Raw genomic sequence first — 17,714 nt, forward strand, 5'->3', positions numbered from 1 at the left:
GGAGTCGCTCGTTGATTCTGATCAAGGCTGAGAGCCGTCAGCGCGGTAGCAACGTGCAAGACTGACATTTTCCGACGGATCACCATGGCGCTTTCTATACAATCAGAAGGCCGGGTACTCGCGGTCCGCGGCGCCGTGGTTGACGTGGAGTTCCCCGCCGCCGAGCTCCCCAAGCTAGGCGACGCGCTTCTGGTGGATTGGGACCTGCCCGAAATCCTGATCGTTGAGGTTCAGGCCCACCTGGACGAGACGACGGTGCGCGGCGTCGCCTTACAGGCAACTGCCGGTCTGAAACGGGGTGCGCGGGTGCAATCGACAGGTGGACCGATCAGCGTTCCCGTCGGCGACGCAGTGCTCGGGCGCCTGCTCGACGTGACCGGGCGCACGCGGGACAACGGCCCCGCATTGCCCGACGATCTGGCGCGCGCGCCGATTCACAATCCCGCACCGCCACTCGGCGAACGGAGCCCGGCCACGGCGATCTTCGAAACGGGCATCAAGGTCATCGATCTTCTGGCGCCGCTTCCGCAGGGTGGTAAAGCCGCAATGTTTGGCGGCGCCGGCGTCGGCAAGACCGTGGTGGTGATGGAATTGATCCACGCCATGGTTCAGAGTTACCAGGGCATTTCCGTGTTTGCCGGGATCGGCGAGCGCTCCCGCGAGGGGCATGAGCTGCTGTTGGAAATGCGCCGATCCGGGGTGCTCGATCGCAGCGTGCTGGTTTACGGCCAGATGAATGAGCCGCCGGGTGCCCGCTGGCGTGTCGGGCTGACGGCGCTGACGATCGCCGAATACTTCCGCGACACGAAGCGTCAGAACGTTCTGCTTCTCATGGACAACGTGTTCCGGTTCGTGCAGGCCGGGAGCGAGGTGTCCGGCCTGCTCGGGCGCTTGCCGTCGCGCGTCGGTTATCAGCCGACCCTTGCCACGGAAGTCGCCGCGTTGCACGAACGCATCGCCTCGGTTTCGGGCGTCTCGGTGACCGCCATCGAAGCGGTCTACGTTCCGGCCGACGACTTCACCGATCCGGCGGTGACCGCGATCTCAAGTCATCTCGACAGCATGATCGTGCTGTCGAGAACGATGGCCGCCGAGGGCATGTATCCCGCAGTCGATCCCTTGAACTCGTCCTCCATCCTGCTTGATCCGACTGTGGTTGGCGACGAGCACTATCGGATCGCCGAAGAGGTGCGCGAGACGATTGCACACTATCGAGAACTTCAGGACATCATCTCGCTGCTCGGAATCGAAGAGCTCAGCGCTCAGGACCGGCTGGCTGTTGCACGTGCCCGACGCCTGCAGCGTTTTCTCACTCAACCGTTTTCCGTGACCGAGGCGTTTACGGGTGTGCCTGGCCGCTCGGTTCCCCTGGCAGAGACGCTCAAGGGCTGTCAGGCGATCCTTGGCGGTGACTGCGATCAGTGGACAGAGAGTTCGTTCTATATGATCGGCGGCATCGACGACGCGAGGGCCAGGCAGCCTCAGGAAAAGTCCGAGGAGCCGGCGAGATGAGGCTCCTGATCACCACACCGACTGCAATCGTGATCGACGAAGCAAACGTTTCGAGCGTTCGCGCCGAGGACGACAGCGGCAGCTTTGGAATTCTCGCAGGTCATGCCGACCTTCTTACTGCTCTGAACATCTCGGTGGTCAGTTGGCAAGGCGCCGACAGGCGCCTACGCTACTGTGCGGTGCGGCGGGGCGTGCTTTCCGTGACCGGCGGCGCCGAGATCGCCATCGCCACACGCGAGGCGATTGCCGGCGACGATCTCGATCGCCTTGAAGTGATCGTGCTCGATGAATTTCGCAAACGAAGCGAAACCGAGCGCGCGTCCCGAACGGAGAATCTCCAACTGCAGATGAAGGCCATCCGGCAGATCGTCCACTACCTGCGTCCCGACAAGCGCAGTTTGATGGAGGGCGGCTCGTGATGGTCGGTTCGAAGCCGAACGGCGATCCCACTCCTGATGGATTGACCAAGGCGGTCCGCGACCGACGCGCGCGATGGGAGTCTTGGCGTAGCGATGGCGACTCATCGGTGGTGCGATTTGTCGGCCAGATCGGCGTGCTCGGCTGGATCATCGTCGCACCTGCGCTGATTGGCCTGTTCGTCGGCCGCTGGATCGACCGTTGGCTCGGGACAGGCATCTTCTGGAGCGCGCCGCTCCTTTTGCTCGGGGTGGCGGCCGGCTGCTGGTCGGCCTGGCGATGGATGCATCAGCAATGAGCCATGCCGTCATGCACGACTATCTCTTCATTGCTGAGGCAGCTGGCTGGATTGGTGCTGGTGGCCTGCTGGGGCTGCTGCATTTCGCCTCCTTGCGATGGAACGTACGCTTCCTCATCGGTGGCCAGCCATTCTCTTCGCTCGGACTGCAATTGCTTCGTTTCGCTGCGACAGGTGGAGCCATGGTGCTCGTCACCAAATCGTTTGGAGCGATGCCCCTCCTTGCCGGGACCCTCGGCCTCCTGACCGCGCGAAACGGACTTCTTCGGCCGGAGACGCGACGATGATCGGTTCACCCCTGACCGCAAAGGTCGTGTTCACGATTGGGCCAGTCGCAGTCACCGAGCCCGTCGTCGTGACCTGGGGGCTCATGGCCATCCTCGGCGTGGGTGGCTGGCTCGCCACGCGCTCGCTCTCGCTGCGGCCCACCGCTGCCCAGGCGATCGTCGAGACGGTTGTCGACGTCATCGAAAATCAAGTCCACGAGACCATGCGCGTGGCGCCGGCGCCATATGTCCCGATGATCGGTACGCTCTTTCTCTTCATTCTGGCGGCAAATTGGTGCTCGCTGATCCCCGGTGTCGAGCCGCCAACGGCGCATATTGAAACAGATGCGGCGCTGGGGCTCATCGTGTTCGTCGCCATCTTCTACTTCGGTGTTCGGGCACGGGGGCTGGTCGGATATCTCAAGACCTTCGCCGAGCCCACCTTCATCATGGTTCCCCTGAACATCGTCGAAACGTTCACGCGAACGTTTTCGCTGATCGTGCGCCTGTTCGGAAACGTGATGAGCGGTGTTTTTGTCGTCGGCATTGTTCTGTCCCTTGCCGGTCTACTCGTGCCTATTCCGCTCATGGCGCTCGATCTCCTGACCGGCGCGGTTCAGGCATACATTTTCACCGTCCTCGCCATGGTATTCATCGGCAGCGCGTTGAACGAGGGACGCGCTCCCACGAAAGGGAAGTCATCATGAACTGGATCGAGATTGTCAGCATCTTTGCAGCGGCCATGGCGGTCTCTTTTGGAGCGATTGGGCCGGCACTTGGCGAAGGTCGCGCGGTCGCCGCAGCAATGGATGCCATCGCCCGGCAGCCCGAGGCGGCGGGGACGATCTCGCGCACCCTCTTCGTCGGTCTTGCCATGATCGAAACCATGGCAATCTACTGTCTCGTCATCGCGCTGCTCGTGTTGTTCGCCAACCCCTTCATCCATTAGGCCGATATGCATATCGACTGGTGGACGTTGGCGCTCCAGACCGTCAATGTCCTCATCCTCATCTGGATCCTGGGCCGGTTCTTCTTTCGTCCGGTCGCCGATCTCGTAGCGAAACGGCGAGAAGAGGCGGCTAAGCTCCTTGCGGACGCCGACGCGGCTCGAAAGGAGGCCGGGGACCTTCGCGCCGAAGCAACGACACTCCGCGCCGGGATCGACGCGCAGCGCGATCGCTTGCTCGCACAGGCCCGCAAGGACGCGGAGGCGGAGAAAGCGTCCGCGCTCGCCCAACTGTCGAGCGAGCTCGATCAGCACCGAAAGGATGCGGCAGTCGCGATCGAAAAAGAGCGCATCGCCATGCAGCACGCTGTGCTCGATCGAGCGAGCGAGCTCTCGGTGCGGATTGCACGCCGACTACTAGAACGGCTTCCAGCAAGCGCTGCATTCTCCGCTTTTCTCGATGGTCTTGGTGCTGAACTGGGCCGGCTGACGGTGGACTCGCGCAATCGCCTTGCGGGATCGGATCCGGCTCACCCGCTCGACGTCGTCGCAGCGGCGAAACTGGATGACGAGCAGGCGGCCAGCTTGCGGGAGACGATCCACGCAGCGTTCGGCAGTGAGCCACCGATACGTCTCTCGTGCGATTCCAGGCTCATCGCTGGTTTCGAAATCAGAGGCCGGAATATCGTCGTGCGCAACAACTGGCAGGCCGACCTCGAGATCATTCGAAGAGAGCTGGACCGATGACGGCCATCGCCCCTCTCGACAGCTGGCTACGGGAAGCCGAGGCGCGCGTTGATGCTGCGACGCTTGCACCGGTAACCGAGCAGATTGGCTGCGTGGAATCCGTTGCCGATGGGATCGCATTGGTGTCAGGCCTGCCCGATGTGCGTCTTGATGAGCTCGTACGCTTCGAGCACGGACAGGTCGGCTACGCCACCACGCTCGACCGCGATCTGCTGGGATGCGTCCTGCTCGACGACCCCACAGGCCTCAAGGCGGGCCATCAGGTGCACGGCAGCGGCGAAGTGGTCCGCGTCCCCGTCGGACCTTCTCTGCTCGGCCGGACGATCGATCCGCTGGGGCGTCCTCTGGACGGCGGAGCACCGATCGAGTCGGGCGCATATGAGCCGATCGAACGGCCGGCACCGTCGATCATCGATCGCGACCTTGTCAGCGAGCCCCTGCAGACCGGAATTCTTGTGCTGGATTCGATGTTCGCGCTCGGACGCGGCCAGCGCGAGCTCATTATCGGCGATCGCGCAATCGGCAAGACGGCAATAGCGATCGACTGCATCATCAATCAGAAGTTCAGCGACATCGTTTGTGTCTACGTCGCTATCGGTCAGAAGTCGTCGACCGTGAAGCGGGCGATACAGGCGATACAGGCACACGGCGCTCCCGAGCGATGCATTTTCGTCGTTGCCGGCGCTTCCGCTTCGCCCGGCCTGCAATGGATCGCCCCTTTCGCCGCTTTCACCATCGCCGAATACTTCCGCGACCGTGGCCAGCATGTGCTGGTGGCCATCGACGATCTGACGAAACATGCGGCCACCCATCGGGAAATCGCCTTGCTGACGCGCCAACCGCCCGGTCGCGAGGCCTACCCCGGCGACGTCTTCTATGTTCATGCCAGGCTGCTGGAGCGGGCGGCAAAGCTTTCCAAGGCGGCCGGGGGAGGTTCGCTGACCGCGCTGCCCATCGCTGAACTCGATGGCGGGAATCTCAGCGCCTACATTCCGACCAACCTGATATCGATTACCGACGGCCAGATCGTTCTCGATGCGCGTCTTTTCCACGAAGGTCACAAGCCGGCCGTCGATGTCGGCACAAGCGTCAGCCGAGTGGGTGGAAAGACTCAGGCTCCAGCCTTGCGCGAAGCCGCGCACGCTCTGCGCCTCGACTACGCGCAATTTCTGGAACTGGAAATGTTCACGCGTTTTGGCGGAGTGACCGACACCCAAGTCAAGGACAAGATCGCTCGCGGGCGACACATCCGGAGCATCCTGGCCCAGCCACAATATTCGCCGGTTCGTTTGGCGGACGAGGTCGCGCTCGTCACGGCGCTGCAGACCGGCATTCTTGACCGCGTGGCGTTGGACGACATCGCAAGGTTTCGCACCGAACTCTCGTCCTGGATCGACAAGGAGGCAAAGGAGGCCGTGGCGGCCATCGAGCGGACAGGCGAACTCGATGACCCGCAGAGAGCAGCCATGACAGCGGCGCTCACGGGGCTTGCCGCCAAGTGTGCCCGACCGCGCGCCGATCGGATCTGAATGATGGTGGAACGGCTCGCTGAGATCTCCGCCCAAATCCAGAACGTCCGTCAACTGGAGGCCGTGGTCACTGCCTTGCGCGGCATCGCCGCGTCGCGCGCGCAGCGAGCACGCTCCCTCCTTGACGGCATCGATTCCTACAGCGCTGTCGTTTCCCGGGCCATCGGACAGGCCCTGACGCTGCTGCCGGCAGATTTTCGACATCTGCCGGAAAGAAGAAGAGCGACAACCGGCGTGATCCTCTTTTGTGCGGAACAGGGCTTCGCCGGCGCATTCAGCGAACGTGTTTTGAACGCTGCAGGGGGCGATCTCGCAAACGCAACCACATTCCTGATTGGAACGCGTGGCCTTGTCATCGCCCGCGAGCGCGGGTTGAACCCGTCCTGGTCGACTCCGATGGCCAGCCACGTGGATGCTGTTCCTTCACTTGCGAACAACATCGCCGACGCGTTGTACGCGCAGATCGCAAGCGGTACGCCATCAACCGTTCAAATGATCGTGCCGCGATCAATCTCCGGCGTCGGCGTCCAGATTGAACGCTACTCGCTGCTTCCACTTGATCTTGCGCGCTTTGCCAGTGACTCCGAGACTCTGCCGCCGTTGACAACACTCGAGCCGCGGGAATTGCTCGAACGACTCACGGCCGAGTATGTCTATGCCCGGCTTTGCGAGGCAGCCATGCATTCCTATGAAGCCGAAAACCAGGCACGCATGATGACGATGACGGCAGCCCGGCACAACATCGGGACCCGCCTCGTCACGCTTGGACAGCGTGAGCAGCAGCTCCGGCAGGAAGAGATAACAAATGAGATCGTCGAGCTCGCCGCCGGAGCCGAGGCCCTGGCGGATCGCTGAAATGAACGACGCATTTTGAAAGGGACAACTGGCCCCGCGATCAAACGGCCCCCTTTGGCATCGTGGAGATGGCGGCCGGCCTGAGCTCTCGCCCGCAATGGCCACCATGCGCACCGGGAGATCCTTGTGGCGGGACATCGGCGCCACCGTCCGGCCGTTTCAGAAAGCCGGCACCCGTTCGTGCCGGCTCATTTCCTGCCGCGCGCCCCGAGGTTCATGGAACAAGGGACCGACAGGAATCTCTGAGAACGTCTCGTTTTGCCGCTGGATCAGCAGCGCATCGAGGCCTTGCTTCAGCGCCAGGGCCTTGCCTCGCTCCGGACCGAGAACCATGAGCGCAGTGGCCCAAGCATCGGCATCCATGCAGCTGGCGGCAACGACTGAAACCGACGCAATTCCATTGTCTACCGGGCCGCCGCGCGATCGGTCCATCGCGTGAGAGAGGCGCTTTCGCCCGATATCGACCCAGCGCCGATAGTCGCCCGAGGTCGCGACCGCCGCATCACGCAATTCGATCACGCCGAGCGGACCGCGTAGTTCATAGTCAGGCGCTTCCACCGCTACTCGCCACGAGGATCCGTCTGCCTTGGCGCCTCGCGCTTTCAACTCTCCATCGAGACCGAGCAGCGCATTGGAGACGCCGAAGCACTCGACCACGCGCATCATCTCGTCCACGGCGAAACCCTTGGCGATGCCCGAAAGATCGAGGGCGAAGTGGCTGTGCTTGCGCGCCCTTCGTTCCGGCACATCCAGTTCAAGAACAGTGTGGGTTGGTGGCAGCCGCTCGCGAAGAGCCGCGCGAAGCGCTTGCGCGTCTGGCGCCGAACAGGGAGGTCCGAAACCCCAGGCATTGACGAGAGTTCCGAGCCCGACGTCAAAGGCTCCGTCCGAGGCGCGTCCGATTGCAACTCCCCGCTCCAAGACCCGCATGAGTTCAATCGGCAAGGATTCCCAGGTGCCCGGCGACGCTGCATTGAAACGCATCAGGTCGCTGTCCGGCTTCCATGTGGACATCTGATGGTCGACGCAATCGACGGCGTGAGCCAATGCGGTTTCCAGCGCGGCAAGATTGGTCGACGGCGGTGCATAGAGCAGCGCCGACCAGCGCGTTCCCATGGTGGCGCCGCTCAATACATGACGGTGCAGGTCAGTAGACATCTTCAACATACCTCCCTTGGGCTTTGAGTGCGACAGGCGTCAGACCCAGGGGCGCCAATACGTCCGCCACCGCCTGCATGACGTCCGCTGCCATGTCGCGCCCGCCACAGACCATGATCTGTGCTCCGTTGGCGATGAGCGCGCGCAGGCGATCCGCGTCACCGCGCAGGCGATCCTGCACATAGCCGCCGCCCTTCACGCGCGAGAAGGCAGTGGTGAGGCTCGTCAATCGTTTCTCACCGAGCCAGCCATCGATTTCGCGCTCATAGAGAAAGTCAGAGGCTGGATCGCGCCCGCCGAAATACAGATGCATCGGCTGGCACCCGCCGTTGGCACGAACAAATCCTGCCAGCGGACCTATGCCGGTGCCAGCGCCGATCAGGATCACCGGCTTTCGTCCATGTGCCGGACGGAAAGCGGGATTTGCCTTCACGAAGGCCTCGATCTTGTCGCCCGGCTGAAGGCCGTGAAGCAGACCAGAGCAAAGTCCGCCCGGATGCTTGCGGACGCAGATCTCGACGAAGCCATCACGGGTCGAACTTGCCAACGAATAGTAGCGCGGCAAGTTGCAGTCCGGCGGCAGAACCGCGATCAGGTCGCCTGCGGCGAAGCGCGGCCAGCCATGCCCCATGAGGCGCGCGAACATGCCGCGTCCTGGCAGCGCGAAGCGCAGCACGCAGGTGGGCGCCTGCACCTCCGCGCCGTAATCGATGCGTTCGATGAGCGTTAGCATATGAGTCCGCGGCCGCTCCGGCACATGGATCAGCACAAGGTCCTCACCCATGACATCCGACAGGGCCTTGCCCCACCGCGCAAACTCTTGCGCAGACTGGCGGTCGATCGTGTCCAGCGGCATCAACGATCGCGAGCCTTTACGCGCCAGGGCCGCCTCGACGTCGCGGGCGAATTGACAGAATTGCGGGAATTGCCGATCACCGAAGCCGAGGACTGCGACCGGAAAAGGCGGTGGCGCGGTGATCGCGTCGAGGCGTTTGAGGAATGCGCCGGCTGTCGCCGGCGCTGCGCCGTCGCCATAGGTTGCCGTCAGCACGAACATGCGCTGGGTCGACGGATAGGATCGCAACAAGCTGTCCATTGGAGCGACGTGAACCCTGTGCCCGTTGGACGTCAGCGCGGCATGCAGCGTGCAGGCGAAGCCCCATGTGCTGCCGCTTTCACTGCCGACCAGGATCACGGTGTCGGCATCTTTGGCAGGAACGTTGTCGCTGATGGGAGCGTGAGCGTGCTTCCTGCTCGACCACACCACGGCTCCGCTCAACCCGAGCACCGGCACACCGAGGGCACTGACGCCGAGCAGCAACCCAAGCCACCAGAGCCCTTGCCCGGTATGTAGCATGTAGATGAATTGGTAGATCTGCCGGGCGACCGAATTGTCCTGCCAGCCCAGCATCTCTCCGCTGGCCGGGTCGACGTAGCCCTCGCCTGCAGCGGTGACCAGATGGAAGAGATCGTTCGGATTCGCGGCGTTGGGAAACGTCAATTCACGCAGTTGAGAAAGACCGATGCCACGCAAAGCCTCGATTTGCTCGACCGGAAGAGCCGGGCCGCTGCTTGTCACGCTCGGGAATGCGGACAGCTGCGCCGTGCCGTCCGGGATCAGTCCGAACGTCGTGAGCGACAGATAAAGCGCCGTCATCGCCGACAGCACGAGCCCGACGGCCGCCAGCCGACCGAGATCGGTATGCAGGCGTTGCATGCCGCCGCCACGGGAGCGGCCGAGAACATGCCGCCACCCTCCCATGCGCCGGGCCGTCATCTGCAGACCGGACAGCGCCAGGACAAGCATGGCGAATGCGCTCGCGCCTGCGGCCATGCGTCCGCCATCGCTCAGAAAGAACGAGCGGTGCAGGTTTGTCATCCAGCGCTCGAACGGGGAGCGCACGTAGTCCGAAACCGGCTCGCCGCTGGAAGGGTCCACCACGCTCGCGGCCGGGCCGGCTGGTCCGGAGTAGAAGGCGATGATTTTGCCGGAGGTCAGTCGCTTGATCTCCTCGACGCCAGGATATCTGTGGGCGATCCGGCCGGCGAGGTCGGCGACGCTCATGCTGTCTGGCGATATCGCCCCAGCTCTTTCCCAAGCTGGGATCACCGACAGCACGGCGCCGCTTAGGACAAGCACCATCAGCGGCAGGACGACGGCAAGGGCCAGGCCCCTATGAATCAAGCGCAGCATCACACCCATCCCAAGGCTACTTGTCGTAAGTGAACGAGCGGATGTAGCTGCGCCCTGCCAACGGCCGGCCCGCGCCCGCGGATGTCAGCGGAACCACCACCTCGGACGGGCTGTCGCGCATGTCCTCGGCGGCGGCGTCGATATGCAGCTTGTAGCCCGCATCGAAGAGCGCATCCGCAAGATCGAGCGTGATCTTCAGCGTACGGCCGGCTCCGACGCTTGCGCCGGTGATGCCGTTGATATCTGCAAGGTTTCCACGAGAACTGCGCTCCCAGCCGCTGAGATGGCTGTAATATTTGGACTTGGAGCCAGCCATCCACAGCGTGCCTTTGTAAGCTCCGGTCGCGTCGGTGACGTAAAGCGCCAAATACGCGCCGTTCCCGCCGTAGTTATTAAGCGTCGTGGTCAACGTGACAGGTCGCGCCATGGCCAGCCCGGGGGCGGTCAGCGCGGTGGTCACGGCAAGGGCGGCAATCATCGATTTCATTTTTGTCTCCGACAGTGGCGCTTCTATCGCGTCCTAACTGAATGGCGCGGCTGACGTGCTCCTGAAGGTCGATCCGATTCTGCTTCAGGTCGCCGTCAGGTTGGCGCTCTCCCCAAAAGAAAACGCCCCGCACGAGGCGGGGCGCGCTTGAACGCGATGTCGCGTTCACTCGATTCAGGCGACGTCCGTCGGTCAGGCAGGCCTTTTGCGTCCCAGGATGCTCGCGGCTTCCGGACCCTTATTGAACCTGGACCTTGGGAGCCGCGCCGCCCTGAATAAGTCCGTTGGTGGGCGGCGCCGTAGGCGCGGCTGCTCGTCCTGGTCCCGACTGATCGCCTCGCCGCTCTTGGTCACCTTGATCATGATCCTTGTCGTGCTCTCCGCGTTTTTGCTTCACGCGGATCACAGCTAGAGATGCAGGATCAACCTTTGCCTCGATGGCGCGACCGGCTTCGTCCTGTCCCCTGATCTCATAGCATCCATCGTCGATCTTGATTCTGCGCACGGTCCAGCCGCGCGCCTTCGCCATCTGCTCGACCGCTTCGCGCGGCTGCCACTGCGCCATGGGCACGTTACAATCGTCATCATCGGCCAGCGCCATGCCGGGGATCAGCGCCCCCAGCAGAATGGCGGCAATCAACATTGTCCTGTTCACGTTCTCTTGCTCCCGCTTCAAGGCTCCTGCCCGTCTTCTTCTTGAGCCGGTTTCCTGACGTTGACCTGAAGACGCCGCGACTTTTGCTTCAGGTCAACGTCAGGATCTCCTCTATGATTATCGCTTACAGGTCGACGGGCTGGGCGGAATGACCCGATGCGGATATTGCTGATCGAAGACGACACGATTCTGGGGGCGGCAGTACGCGACCAGATTGTGTCGGATGGCCATTCCGTGGACTGGGTGACCCGCCTGGATGCGGCAAGGGAATATCTTGACACCGCGGCCTATGACCTCTTGCTCCTGGATCTGATGCTGCCGGACGGCCGCGGTATCGGACTGCTGCGGGATCGACGCGCCAAGGGCGACGTGACGCCGGTCATCATCCTGACGGCGCTCGATCAATTGTCCGACCGGATCGAAGGGCTCAACGCCGGCGCAGACGATTACATGATCAAGCCCTTCGATCTTTCGGAGCTTACGGCGCGGCTGAATGCCGTCGCTCGCCGCTATGCCGGCAATCCGAACCCGCTGATCCGAATTGGCGATCTTCAGATCGATCTGGCCGCTCGGTCGATTGCGCGTGCAGGAAAGAACATCGCCCTGACGGCGCGGGAATGGGTGCTGCTCGAGACTTTCTTGCAGCGTCCGCGACAGGTTTTGTCCAAATCGCTGCTCGAGGAACGGCTCTATTCCTTCGGCGAAGAGATCGAGAGCAACACCATCGAGGTACATGTCAGCCGGCTTCGCAAGAAGCTCGGACACGCCGTCATTGAGACCGTGCGAGGTCTCGGCTATCGGCTGGGAATCGCCTCATGAAAGGCCCGCGTAGTCTGCAGTGGCAGATCTCGCTGTGGCTCGGGCTTGGCGTCGCGCTCCTTTGGATTGTTGCAGCCGTCGTGACCGGCCAAAGGCTGCGTCACGAAATGAACGAGGTATTCGATAGCGCGCTTGAGGAGACGGCTCAGCGGATTCTTCCGCTTGCGGTGCTCGATATCCTCGGCCGTGAGGCAGACGGCACGTCTCAGCGTATCGCCACGCTCAGGCAGCACGACGAGTACTTCACCTATGTGGTCCGCGACGACCGCGGCACCGTCCTGCTGCGCTCGCACGGTGCCGATGACGCGATCTTTCCTCCCTTCTCCAGAATGGGGTTTGTCGACACCCCAACCCATCGAATCTACTTCGACACTGCAGTGCGAGGCACGATGACGATCGCGGTGGCGGAGCTGCTGACACATCGTCGCGAGGTCGCGAACCAGGCGCTCCTCGGGCTTGCCTGGCCGCTGGGATTGCTCATTCCCCTCAGTCTTCTCGCCGTATGGGGCGTCGTGCGCGTTTCGATGACCCCGGTCAGGCGCCTGCGAGGCGACATTGAAGCGCGCGGCACCGGCGATCTGTCTCCGGTTCCAGCCGCGGGACTGCCCTCCGAGATCGGGCCGATCGCCGACGCCGTGAACGGCCTGCTGGAGAAGCTTCGGCGCGCCCTGGAAGCCGAGCGAAGTTTCACGGCCAATTCCGCGCACGAACTACGTACGCCGGTGGCTGCCGCGCTCGCGCAGACGCAACGGCTCATCGCCGAGACCCGGGACACCGCAGCCCGAACCCGGGCCCAGCAGATCGAGGTGGCGCTGCGGCGGCTTTCGCAATTGTCTGAAAAGTTGATGCAACTCGCGAAGGCGGAGGGTGGACGGCTTCAGGGCAAGGAGACGACTGACATCGCATCGGTGCTGAAACTGGTCATCGGGGAGATGATGCGCGATCCGGCTGCGGCCGGTCGACTCGCTGTCAACATTCCTGCGACGCCGGTTCTCTTCGATATTGATACGGATGCCTTTGCCATTCTAGCGCGCAATCTCATTGAGAACGGCCTCAAGCACGGAGCGTCCCACGCGCCAGTCGTTGTAACTCTTTCCAACACTGGCGTGCTGACCGTTACAAATGAGGGAACAGCCGTTCCGCCGGAGTTGCTGGAACGCTTGTCTCGCCCGTTCGAGCGCGGCAGCACCGATGCTGACGGCTCGGGGTTGGGCCTCGCCATCGCAAAAGCCATCGCCTCCGGAGTTGGTGCCGAGCTTGTCCTGACATCGCCTTTGCCTGGAGCGCAGGGCGGCTTCCAGGCGAGGTTTTCCGCGCAGTGAGTTCGTCCGCGGCCAGTCGATGAGGAATTCGGAGCAGATTGGGACGTGGCAATTGCGGCCAATTAGCAGGCCGGGGGCGAATCATGCGCGCGTGGCGGCCAGCTCTTCGAGAAGCCCTACGGTAGCCGCTAGGCTTCGGCTCGGCGGCGTCATCTGATCGGCCACCTCGCGCGCCCGAGTGGCGCATCCCGGCTCCAGAACGGTCCGCGGGTCATGGCCAAGGGTCGCTTGCGTCGTTGCCGAAAAACGACGCGAGGTGCCGATACCCAGGCGTCTGATCCGTGTCGCCCATACCGGCTGGTCGGCGCCGATCCAGAGGACAAGAGTTGGGACGCCGGAGCGAACGCTCGCGGCCGTGGTGCCGGAGCCGCCATGGTGAACGATGGCCCGGCAGCGCGGCAGGACAGCGGCGTGATTGGTCGCAGGCACGATCATGACGTCCTGCGTGGGGACCGTGTCTTCAAGCCGCAGGACTCCCGAACAGATCAGCGCACGCTCGCTGAGTTCGCGGCAAACATTTGCGATCATCGCAACGGTCTCCGTCGGTCTGTCGACCGGCATGCTGCCGAACCCGAAGTAGATTGGGGGGCGGCCGGCGCCGATCCAGGAAATCACGGACTCATCGAAGCCGGTGGCTGATTCCAAGGTCATGGTGCCGACCAATGGTCTCTCCCAGCCCCATCGCGCCTCGAGTCCGGGAAAAACACCTTGTCATAGGCTTGAATCTCCAGCGCGCCCGATTCGACGATACGGCGCACGGCGCTAATTCTGGAGTCCGGAAGCCGCAGAACCCGGCGCTGTTCATCATAGGCCGGCCTCAATAGGCGCCAGTGCGACCACTTGGCGACTGACCACAAGGACTCGACCAAACTCGGGGGCAATCGAATCGGCAGGATGTGGTTGTTCGCCCTGACGGGGAAGTAATGCAGGGCGGCAAGCGGCACCCCCTGGGCCTCGGCCGCGTTGGCGGCCAGCTCCTGATAGGTCGTACCGCTCAGGATCACTCGGCGCCGGCGGCTCGCAACCATCCGCGTACACCGGCGTGCGCGAGCCGAACGATATCGTCCGACAGGACGCGTTGGGCCATACATGTGACGAAGTGAACGCGAGCGGGTCGAACGCCCTCGTGTACGCAGGCCTCCTGGACAACGGCCGTCAGCGCCTCGACCATCCGGCGTGGCGTTGGCCGCTCCGGTCAGCCCGGCGTCCTCCATCTCCATCAAGCGATGGGCAGCAAAGCCGATCATCTCGCGCAGAAGATCGGTGTCCGGGGCCTTCTCCGCGAGCACGCGAAGGGGAGCGCGCGGGCGAACGGCTTTGCTCTACCGAGTTACACCACGCCCGGGGACCCGACCGCAATCCACGATCTGACAGACGCCGAGCTGCGTGTCGCGGGCCGCCACTGCTCAAGTCGACAGCTACCGACCTATCCAGAACGGACCCGCAAGCAGTTGATCTCAGGTCGAAGAAGCGGCGGCAGGAGCAAACAGAAGCAGCCGGCGTGTCGGAATAGCCGCTGACCCGCTTGTCGGAATGGCTTTGCAGATTTGCCATACATCTTTGGAAGGCTTGGTGGGCGCACTAGGGCTCGAACCTAGGACCCGCTGATTAAGAGTCAGCTGCTCTACCAACTGAGCTATGCGCCCGGATCTTGCATCCGGAGAAAGCCTTCCGCGAGAGCCGGTCGTTTAGCAAAGCGATTCCGGGATGTCCAGCGATCCATGACGATTTTTCGTCACTTTCGATGCAGAAAAACCGCCGGCGGGCGGCGGTTTTCCCCAAGTGAAATCAGAAGGATCGTTAACCGGCGCTCAGAGCCGTCCGGACTCGCGTTCCTCCTCGGACCAGCCCATGTGGCCCATCGGTCCCGGGCCGAAGCGATGCCCGCCGAAGCGCGGACCGTCCTCCATGCCGCCCTCGCCGCGCTCCATCCAGCGGTGATGGCGCGGACCGTCCGTTCCCATCATGCGCCCCATCGGCCGGGTGAGCATCGACAGCCGGCGCTTCTGGCCGTCGTCGAGCGTCTTGTAGAGCGGGTCGGCAGCGTCGGCGACCTTCTTCATCGCATCCGCGGTAACCGCCATCGTATCGGCACGCTCGCGCAGCCGCGCCACGGGATCGATGTCCTTGTCCTGGGCTGCGTCGGTCATCCGCGCATTGGCGCGGTCGAACCGCAGCTTGGCGAGATCGCGCACCGCGCTCTCGACCGGCGGCCACAATTTCTCCTGGTCCGCCGTCAGCTTCAGGCCGGCATGGACGGAAGCGATGCGCGCATCCAGCATGGCGGCGCGATCTTCCGGATTCATGCGCGCATGATGCATGTGATCATGAAACCAGCCGCGCTGGGCGTAGACCGCGGTCGAGCCGGCGATGGCGAGCACGGCGACAGCGGCGATGGTGAACCTTCTCATGCCAACCTCCTTGGAAAGTCGGATCAGCATGAGCCCGCCGTTCCGCACCTTCAACTTACAGTTTGGACAGAGTGTACGACCTTACGAAGATGTAATTGCTTCAAATACCTTTCTGTTTTTGCAATTCGGTGTCATTTCATGTCTGCGCCTCAAAGCATCCCCAGCATGCGCGGCAACCACAGCGAGATTTCCGGCACGTAGGTGACGAGCGCGAGGAAGCCCAGCATCGTCAGCAGCCAGGGCATGACGGCGATGGTCAGCTCGGTGATGCCCATCTTGGCGATGCCCGAGGCGACGTAGAGGTTGAGCCCGACCGGGGGATGGCACATGCCGACCTCCATGTTGACCACCATCAGGATGCCGAGATGCACCGGATGGATGCCGAGCTTGACCGCCACCGGGAACAGGATCGGCGCCATGATCAAGACGATCGAGGTCGCCTCCATCACGTTGCCGGCGAGCAGCAGGAGGATGTTGACGACCAGGAGGAACACGATCCAGTTGACGCCGGCCGCCGCCATCCAGTTGGCGATCTGCTGCGGGATGTTCTCGTTCGCCATCAGGAACGAGAACAGCACGGCGTTGGTGATGATGTAGAGGATCATCGCGCTCATGTTGGCCGAGCCGAGCAAGACCTTCGGCACGTCCTTCAGCGACATATCGCGATACACGAACACCGCGATGACGAAGGCATAGACGGCGCTGACGGCCGCGGCCTCAGTCGGCGTGAACTTGCCGGTGTAGATGCCGCCGAGCACGATCACGATCAGCAGCAGACCCCACACGCACTTGCGGAAGGCCGTGAAGCGCTCGGCCCAGCTTGCCCGTGGCATCCGGGGGTAGTCGTTCTTCCAGGCCCGGTAGAAGGTGGTGAAGCCGAGCAGGCTCGCCAGCATCAGGCCGGGGATCACGCCGGCGATGAACAGCTGGCCGACCGAGGCCGAGGACACGCGGTGGCCGGCCGGATCGAGCGCGATGCTGCCGCCGGTCGCGACCGCATAGACCACCATCACGATCGACGGCGGGATCAGGATACCGAGCGCGCCCGAGGTGGTGATGACGCCGGCGCCGAAGCGCTTGGGAAAGCCCTGCTTGACCATCGCCGGCAGCATGATCGAGCCGATCGCGATCACGGTCGCCGGCGAGGAGCCGGAGACTGCGGCGAACAGCGCACAGGCCACGACGCCGGCTAGGCCGAGGCCGCCATACCAGTGCCCGACCATCGACGTCGCGAAGTTGATCATCCTTCGGGCGACGCCGCCATGGGTCAGGAAATTGCCGGCGAGGATGAAGAACGGGATCGCCATGATCTCGAAATTGTCGATGCCGGTGAACAGCTTCAGCGCGACCGATTCGGTCGGCACGTTGGTCATGAAGAACACGAACGACAGCACGGTGAGGCCGAGCGCGATCGAGATCGGCATGCCCGTCAGCATCAGGAAGATGAGCAGGCTGAAGATGAGGAGGCTGCTCATCGCAGCGCCTCCGTCGCCGTCGGGTCGACGCCTTCGACATAGGCGTGGTCGTGATGCGGCAGCTCGTCATGGCGAAGATAGTGCCAGGCCACCTGCAGGAAGCGGAAGCACATCAGATAGGAGCCGAGCGGGATGCAGAGATAGACCAGCCAGCTCGGCAGCTCCATGTCCGGCGTCACCTGGTCGGTCTGCGACAGGCCGTAGACGAACTTGGCGCCCATGGTGCCGATGATGGAGGTGAACAGCGCGCCGCAGAGCAGGCCGAACAGGATCGTCACCTTGCGCAGCGACGGCCGCATCATGTTCACCACGACGTCGACGCCGACATGGATGCCGGTGCGCACGCCATAGGCGGCGCCGAACTTCGCCATCCACACGAACATGTAGATGCAGAGCTCCTGCGCCCAGGACAGGTCGATCGGAAACAGGATGGGATAGAGGAAGGGCACGCCGACCAGATAGCGGTGCAGCACGGCCACGAAGATGATCGAGGTCGCCGCCGCGATCAGAAATGCGATCAGGATCTCCTCGAGCCGATCGAGGATGCGCAACAGAAAGCCCAAGTCCCCTCCCCCACAATCAAACGTCCGCGGCGCTTGGCTGCGCCGTCTGCCTTCTTGCGC

19 protein-coding genes and 1 tRNA gene are annotated in these 17,714 nt (G+C 63.1%); 11 read left to right on the top strand and 9 right to left on the bottom strand.

Features of this window, described 5'->3' with window-relative positions; translation table 11 throughout:
- The first annotated feature begins 84 nt into the window (after positions 1 to 84).
- Genes atpD through ACQR2C_RS01370 form a run of 9 tightly spaced genes read left to right on the top strand, consistent with a single transcriptional unit; the run spans position 85 to position 6,570 of the window.
- Positions 85 to 1,512: a F0F1 ATP synthase subunit beta gene (gene atpD / locus ACQR2C_RS01330; RefSeq protein WP_316179885.1), complete on the top strand. Its 1,428-nt coding sequence runs from the start codon at positions 85 to 87 to the stop codon at positions 1,510 to 1,512.
- Positions 1,509 to 1,931, top strand: a complete 423-nt coding sequence (locus ACQR2C_RS01335; protein ID WP_316179884.1) for a F0F1 ATP synthase subunit epsilon — start codon at positions 1,509 to 1,511, stop codon at positions 1,929 to 1,931. Before atpD ends, ACQR2C_RS01335 begins: the two co-directional genes overlap by 4 nt.
- Positions 1,931 to 2,227, top strand: a complete 297-nt coding sequence (locus ACQR2C_RS01340; protein ID WP_316217026.1) for an AtpZ/AtpI family protein — start codon at positions 1,931 to 1,933, stop codon at positions 2,225 to 2,227. Before ACQR2C_RS01335 ends, ACQR2C_RS01340 begins: the two co-directional genes overlap by 1 nt.
- Positions 2,224 to 2,514 carry an N-ATPase subunit AtpR gene (locus ACQR2C_RS01345; RefSeq protein WP_315803753.1) on the top strand — a complete coding sequence of 97 codons (291 nt, stop codon included), beginning with the start codon at positions 2,224 to 2,226 and terminating at the stop codon, positions 2,512 to 2,514. Before ACQR2C_RS01340 ends, ACQR2C_RS01345 begins: the two co-directional genes overlap by 4 nt.
- Positions 2,514 to 3,200, top strand: coding sequence for a F0F1 ATP synthase subunit A (locus ACQR2C_RS01350; protein ID WP_409997954.1), 687 nt, complete (start codon positions 2,514 to 2,516; stop codon positions 3,198 to 3,200). The genes ACQR2C_RS01345 and ACQR2C_RS01350 overlap by 1 nt, the downstream gene beginning before the upstream one ends.
- On the top strand, positions 3,197 to 3,442 hold the full coding sequence (locus ACQR2C_RS01355; RefSeq protein ID WP_315803755.1) for a F0F1 ATP synthase subunit C: 246 nt from the start codon (positions 3,197 to 3,199) through the stop codon (positions 3,440 to 3,442). Before ACQR2C_RS01350 ends, ACQR2C_RS01355 begins: the two co-directional genes overlap by 4 nt.
- Positions 3,443 to 3,469: 27 nt before the next feature.
- Complete coding sequence (locus ACQR2C_RS01360; RefSeq protein WP_315803756.1) at positions 3,470 to 4,186, top strand: ATP synthase F0 subunit B; 717 nt, start codon at positions 3,470 to 3,472, stop codon at positions 4,184 to 4,186.
- Entirely contained in the window at positions 4,183 to 5,715 is a 1,533-nt protein-coding gene (locus ACQR2C_RS01365; protein WP_434880250.1) for a F0F1 ATP synthase subunit alpha, read from the top strand. The genes ACQR2C_RS01360 and ACQR2C_RS01365 overlap by 4 nt, the downstream gene beginning before the upstream one ends.
- A 3-nt stretch (positions 5,716 to 5,718) precedes the next feature.
- Positions 5,719 to 6,570: a F0F1 ATP synthase subunit gamma gene (locus tag ACQR2C_RS01370; protein ID WP_434848129.1), complete on the top strand. Its 852-nt coding sequence runs from the start codon at positions 5,719 to 5,721 to the stop codon at positions 6,568 to 6,570.
- Between the two features lie 159 nt (positions 6,571 to 6,729).
- Here the strand turns inward: ACQR2C_RS01370 and ACQR2C_RS01375 are convergent, their stop codons facing one another.
- The 4 genes from ACQR2C_RS01375 to ACQR2C_RS01390 form a co-directional block, all read right to left on the bottom strand.
- Positions 6,730 to 7,737 (bottom strand): FAD:protein FMN transferase, encoded by a 1,008-nt coding sequence (locus ACQR2C_RS01375; RefSeq protein WP_434880251.1) that lies wholly within the window; start codon positions 7,735 to 7,737, stop codon positions 6,730 to 6,732.
- A complete protein-coding gene (locus tag ACQR2C_RS01380) occupies positions 7,718 to 9,922 on the bottom strand; it encodes a PepSY domain-containing protein (protein WP_434880252.1) in 2,205 nt (734 codons plus the stop codon). Before ACQR2C_RS01380 ends, ACQR2C_RS01375 begins: the two co-directional genes overlap by 20 nt.
- A gap of 16 nt (positions 9,923 to 9,938) precedes the next feature.
- Positions 9,939 to 10,409, bottom strand: a complete 471-nt coding sequence (locus tag ACQR2C_RS01385; protein ID WP_315803761.1) for a DUF2271 domain-containing protein — start codon at positions 10,407 to 10,409, stop codon at positions 9,939 to 9,941.
- A gap of 238 nt (positions 10,410 to 10,647) precedes the next feature.
- Positions 10,648 to 11,052 (bottom strand): PepSY domain-containing protein, encoded by a 405-nt coding sequence (locus ACQR2C_RS01390; RefSeq protein ID WP_434880253.1) that lies wholly within the window; start codon positions 11,050 to 11,052, stop codon positions 10,648 to 10,650.
- A 168-nt stretch (positions 11,053 to 11,220) separates the two neighbouring features.
- On the opposite strand from ACQR2C_RS01390, the gene ACQR2C_RS01395 reads away from it, so the two are divergent.
- Positions 11,221 to 11,883, top strand: a complete 663-nt coding sequence (locus ACQR2C_RS01395) for a response regulator transcription factor (RefSeq protein WP_315803763.1) — start codon at positions 11,221 to 11,223, stop codon at positions 11,881 to 11,883.
- The gene (locus ACQR2C_RS01400; protein WP_316179876.1) at positions 11,880 to 13,205 is read left to right on the top strand and encodes a sensor histidine kinase; all 1,326 of its coding nucleotides are present in this window, start codon (positions 11,880 to 11,882) and stop codon (positions 13,203 to 13,205) included. The genes ACQR2C_RS01395 and ACQR2C_RS01400 overlap by 4 nt, the downstream gene beginning before the upstream one ends.
- 81 nt (positions 13,206 to 13,286) lie before the next feature.
- Here the strand turns inward: ACQR2C_RS01400 and ACQR2C_RS01405 are convergent, their stop codons facing one another.
- The 5 genes from ACQR2C_RS01405 to ACQR2C_RS01425 form a co-directional block, all read right to left on the bottom strand.
- Positions 13,287 to 13,868, bottom strand: coding sequence for a glycosyltransferase (locus ACQR2C_RS01405; RefSeq protein ID WP_434880254.1), 582 nt, complete (start codon positions 13,866 to 13,868; stop codon positions 13,287 to 13,289).
- A gap of 907 nt (positions 13,869 to 14,775) precedes the next feature.
- Positions 14,776 to 14,851: transfer RNA gene (locus ACQR2C_RS01410), tRNA-Lys, on the bottom strand.
- A 165-nt stretch (positions 14,852 to 15,016) separates the two neighbouring features.
- On the bottom strand, positions 15,017 to 15,616 hold the full coding sequence (locus tag ACQR2C_RS01415) for a Spy/CpxP family protein refolding chaperone (protein ID WP_316217029.1): 600 nt from the start codon (positions 15,614 to 15,616) through the stop codon (positions 15,017 to 15,019).
- Positions 15,617 to 15,765: 149 nt separating this feature from the next.
- The gene (locus tag ACQR2C_RS01420) at positions 15,766 to 17,091 is read right to left on the bottom strand and encodes a TRAP transporter large permease (protein ID WP_315756319.1); all 1,326 of its coding nucleotides are present in this window, start codon (positions 17,089 to 17,091) and stop codon (positions 15,766 to 15,768) included.
- Positions 17,088 to 17,654, bottom strand: a complete 567-nt coding sequence (locus tag ACQR2C_RS01425) for a TRAP transporter small permease (RefSeq protein ID WP_315752772.1) — start codon at positions 17,652 to 17,654, stop codon at positions 17,088 to 17,090. Before ACQR2C_RS01425 ends, ACQR2C_RS01420 begins: the two co-directional genes overlap by 4 nt.
- Positions 17,655 to 17,714: the final 60 nt, after the last annotated feature.

It is taken from the genome of Bradyrhizobium sp. HKCCYLRH3061 (genome assembly GCF_051168015.1).
GTDB lineage: Bacteria > Pseudomonadota > Alphaproteobacteria > Rhizobiales > Xanthobacteraceae > Bradyrhizobium.